Source organism: Desulfobacula sp., from assembly GCF_021107415.1.
Genome location: NZ_JAIOSW010000444.1, coordinates 1 through 4,286, shown reverse-complemented (window position 1 = coordinate 4,286; position 4,286 = coordinate 1). Strand labels below are relative to the sequence as shown.

Annotated in this window: 6 protein-coding genes; all 6 read left to right on the top strand. The window is 36.7% G+C overall.

The features are described 5' to 3' along the window. On the top strand, positions 1-405 hold a 405-nt coding region (locus tag K8S13_RS22330; protein WP_291465935.1), incomplete at its 5' end, for a hypothetical protein. Further along, complete coding sequence (locus tag K8S13_RS22325) at positions 402-698, top strand: hypothetical protein (protein WP_291465934.1); 297 nt, start codon at positions 402-404, stop codon at positions 696-698. The genes K8S13_RS22330 and K8S13_RS22325, both read left to right, overlap by 4 nt. Positions 699-772: 74 nt before the next feature. Beyond that, a complete protein-coding gene (locus K8S13_RS22320) occupies positions 773-1,603 on the top strand; it encodes a metallophosphoesterase (protein WP_291465933.1) in 831 nt (276 codons plus the stop codon). A gap of 3 nt (positions 1,604-1,606) precedes the next feature. Further along, positions 1,607-2,167, top strand: coding sequence for a hypothetical protein (locus K8S13_RS22315; RefSeq protein WP_291465932.1), 561 nt, complete (start codon positions 1,607-1,609; stop codon positions 2,165-2,167). A gap of 177 nt (positions 2,168-2,344) precedes the next feature. Further along, positions 2,345-3,754: a sigma-54-dependent Fis family transcriptional regulator gene (locus K8S13_RS22310; RefSeq protein WP_291465931.1), complete on the top strand. Its 1,410-nt coding sequence runs from the start codon at positions 2,345-2,347 to the stop codon at positions 3,752-3,754. 153 nt (positions 3,755-3,907) lie between these two features. Further along, positions 3,908-4,132: a hypothetical protein gene (locus tag K8S13_RS22305; protein WP_291465930.1), complete on the top strand. Its 225-nt coding sequence runs from the start codon at positions 3,908-3,910 to the stop codon at positions 4,130-4,132. Positions 4,133-4,286: the final 154 nt, after the last annotated feature.

Sequence of the window (4,286 nt, the reverse complement as noted above, 5' to 3'; positions counted from 1 at the left end):
TTGATGGTGGTTCAAAAACAATGGACCACCATAATGAAAAGGGATCGGGAAAAAGAGCTTTTTTTCAGAACCAGTCAAATTATTGCTGCCATAGAGTCCTTTTATCAAAATTCACCAGGGGGGTCACAACACTATCCGCGTAGTTTGAAAGTTCTTTTAAAGGACAACCGGTTTCCCGGCTTAAAGCGCCATTTGCGGAAAATGTTTAAAGATCCAATGACAAAAGATGGAGACTGGGGAATCGTATATGATGGAAAGGGTGGCATCAAAGGTGTTTTCAGCCGAAGTCAAAAAGAGCCCATTAAAAAGGGGGGCTTTCCAAAGGAGTATAAATCCTTTGAAAATAAGAAAAAATACAGTGAATGGAAATTTGTATATGAGCCCCAAAAGGAGACAACATCATGAAAAAAATATTTATTCTTATCTTCATCATTATTTGCTCATCTATTGGGTATGCGTCTGATATTTCAGACACTTTTACAGAAAAGTATAAATCTTTTGTTCCTGTAGAAAACAGTTCTGTGCATTCGGACTATCTCTTTGAACAAATTGCCCTTGGCACCGAGTATACGGTCAGGATGCTGGATCAACTCAATGAGAACAATGAAAAGCTTAATGAAAAAGTCGATATTATGATCGAAAAATTTGATATTCTTATTGAACAGAACAAAATAATAATAAAATTGCTTGAGAAATAATTCTCTTGATTTTATTCTCGCACAAAGCCACTAAGCCTCAAAGAAAATTATATCCTTTAAGGCTTAGTGGCTTTGTGCGATCAATCAAAATCTTAATGATCAGTTTTCTTGTGGTTTTGTTTATTTATGGCAGATACATAGAACCGAATAATGTTAAAATCAGGACGGTAAGCTTTAAGAGCGCCTTTATAAATAAAGCCCTATATAAAGGTTTAGTTGGAAAAAAAATTGTTCATCTTTCGGATTTGCATATATCAAAATTTGGGAAACGTGAAACTCAGGTATTAAACATCATTGATCAGATCAATCCTGATCTGATATTTTTGACGGGTGATTATATAAAGTGGAAGGGCAATAATAAACCGGCTTTGAAATTTTTATCCAGGTTAGAAGCAAAACAGGGTGTTTATGCTGTAATGGGAGATTATGACTATTCCGACTCAAAGAACTCTTGCCTGTTCTGCCATGAAAAAGGAAGTGGCAAGCCCACAAAACAGCATAATGTTATTCTGCTGAGAAATTCTTCACAAGAGATAAAAATTAGTGATCAGGTTATTCAAATTGCAGGTATAGATGAAGGGTATGATGATTTCGGTGATTTCAAAGATATGGATGATATTGCCGATAAAAATTCTCTTGTGCTGGTGTTAAGCCATAGTCCGCTGGCCTTTGATGATTTTTCAACCAAAGACAGGATTTTCATGTTTGCCGGCGATACCCATGGCGGCCAGGTGAAGTTTCCCTTATGGCTGTTTAAACTTTTTGGTTATGAAAAAAATGTGAAATATAATGATGGATTATTTCAAAAAGGAAACAAAACCATGTATGTAACAAGGGGAATCGGCACAAGTCATTTTCGGTTCAGGCTTTTCTGCCCGCCGGAAATAGCGGTGATCCAATTTTAGCCTATGGGTAATATGGTTAAATATATCTTTATCGGGTTCTTTTGTATGCTTTTTTTTGTTGCCTGTGAAAAGACAAAACATAAAGAGCTGGTGCTGTATGATTTTGAATCAGAATTTGTTTTTGACCAATTTCACTGGAAATGCCGCACCCTTTTTTCCCTTTCAGACAAGTATGCGGTTCATGGTGAAAAGTCCTTGAAGCTTGAGCTGTTTCCTTCGTCTTACCCGGGGCTCTCACCTTCCTTGAAGCATCATGACTGGAGGGAGTATCAAACCTTGTGCTTTGAAGTGTATAATCCGGCACCTGATATGGTCAAACTGGTTTTAAGAATTGATGATAAAAAAAAAGCTTTAGAATACTCTGACAGATATAATAAAAGTTTTATGATAATACCCGGAGCCAACACATTGAACATACCGTTGGACAGTCTTAAAACATCAAAAATTAACAGACCCCTTGAATTGAAGAATATCTACAGGTTTCTGATTTTCATGTCACATCCCGATAAACGGCATGTTTTATACCTGGATTATTTCCGATTGATTCCCATAAATCCTGTTTAAATTCTTTAGAATTACTTTCTTTCTTTTGTAGGCAACTTCCTATATAATTTGGGTTAATATAAAATTATTAGATGGGAAGGTTAATGCTGTAAAAGATTGCCTATGTATTCGAGTTCACCATTACAATATTTAAATGACATATCTGCGTGGGTTTCCTGTGTACAGGATCAGAAACAATTGCCGGGCCTTATCGTTGATACTGCTGCAAGAATGATGCAGGCAAAGGCAAGCTCTCTTTTACTTCTTAATGAAGATGGTGAAACCCTTAGATTTGAAGTGACAACAGGCCCTAAAAAACAAGAAGTCAAAAAACACGAGATCAAAATCGGGCAGGGTATAGCCGGTTTCGTTGCAAAGACGGGTGAACCCTTGCTTGTGACTGATGTTACCAAAGATCACCGATGGTATAAATCCATCAGTGACAATATTGATTTTAAAACAAAATCAATTGCCTGTTCGCCTCTGAAAATTGATTCGGATATTATCGGTGTGCTTCAGATTATTGACAGAAAAGATGGACAGCCCTTTGATAATGATGATTTAAATATTTTGAATGTTTTTGCTAATGTTTGTTCCGAGGCTATTCATAATGCAAGAAGGGTGGAGAGTGCAAGCCGCCGGAATTTAGAATTAACTGACCAGGCAGCTGAAAAGCATAAGATTATAGGGAAAAGCCGTGAGGTAAAAAAAGCAATATCTGACGGACTTAAGGTTGCCAATACAAAGGCGAGTGTATTGATCCTGGGTGAGAGCGGCACTGGAAAGGAACTCATGGCCGGAATGATTCATTATCAAAGCGATAGAAAAGATTTTCCCCTGGTGGTCTTAAACTGCGGTGCTTTAACTGAATCCCTACTGGAAGATGAATTATTCGGACATGAAAAGGGAGCTTTTACCGGAGCGGCTACCTTGAAAAAAGGGAAGTTTGAACTGGCTGACAATGGTACCCTGTTTCTGGATGAAATCGGAGAAATGAGTCTTAACATGCAAACCCGGCTGTTAAGGGTTTTGCAGGAAGGGATTTATTATCGGCTAGGCGGAAGTGTTAATATCTCGGTGGATGTCAGAGTTATTTCAGCAACAAACAGGGATATTGAAAAAGAGGTTAAGGAGAAAAACTTCAGAGAGGATCTTTATTATCGGTTAAATGTGGTGCAGATCAAAATTCCGCCTTTAAGAAAGCGTCGAACCGATATTTTATTGTTAGCCTTTCATTTTCTTGGACTATTTAAAAAAGAACAGGCAAGACCGGAGCTTGAATTTTCTCAAAAGACGCTTCGGATTTTAGAAACTCATTCCTGGCCCGGAAATATCCGGGAGCTTAAAAATGCAATTGAGCGTGCAGTGATCATGAGTGATGGGCCTTTGATATCTCCTGGTGATCTTCCGTTTGCTGTCGGTGAAAAAGAACGGATTTCTTTTCATGAACAGGATTTAAAACAGGCGACTCTTCATTTTAAAAAAAAGCTTTTAATTCACACACTTGAATCGGTTCAGGGAAATCGTACCCATGCTGCTAAAATTCTCAAGATACAACGGACTTATCTTTCCAGACTTATTTCAGAACTTGAAATAAAAGGTGTTTGAATTAAGGATTTTAATCAAAATGGTTGATCCCTGATTATGTTGATGTTATTGATATATGAAATACTGTTAAAATTGTGATTTGACCAAATTATATAAATCCGGCATATCAATTAGGTTAAAAAACTACCATAAATATTGAATTTGAGGAAGAAAATGGAAAAAGAGAACAATAAACCCGCTCCGCCGCAGATGAGTCCCTATGTTTTTACTGTTTTATTAATCGGGTTTGGTTTATGGTGCTTCTGGGACGGCTGGATGACCACTGATCCTGAGATGATCGAACATGCCACCTTTAATAAAGTTTTAAGTGCTGTCTTGCTGCCTTGGGGTATTTATGATTTTTTTAAAATAAGAAAGAGACAAAAAAGCGAGAAATAATCTGAAAATAAATACTGCATGAATACGGATAATTGCGGAAAACCTAAGTCGAATATTCTCTTCTAATAAACTGAAATCATTAAAAATTCGTTTTAATCAAATATTTTTTTATTGATTAATAGATAAAATACTGTTAAATTTTCACCCTTAAAAT

What these genes read in the sequence shown, in the direction of transcription:
- K8S13_RS22325 (WP_291465934.1), top strand. Translation starts at nt 402, where the DNA reads ATGAAAAAAATATTTATTCTTATCTTCATCATTATTTGCTCATCTATT.
- K8S13_RS22315 (WP_291465932.1), top strand. Translation starts at nt 1,607, where the DNA reads ATGGGTAATATGGTTAAATATATCTTTATCGGGTTCTTTTGTATGCTT.
- K8S13_RS22305 (WP_291465930.1), top strand. Translation starts at nt 3,908, where the DNA reads ATGGAAAAAGAGAACAATAAACCCGCTCCGCCGCAGATGAGTCCCTAT.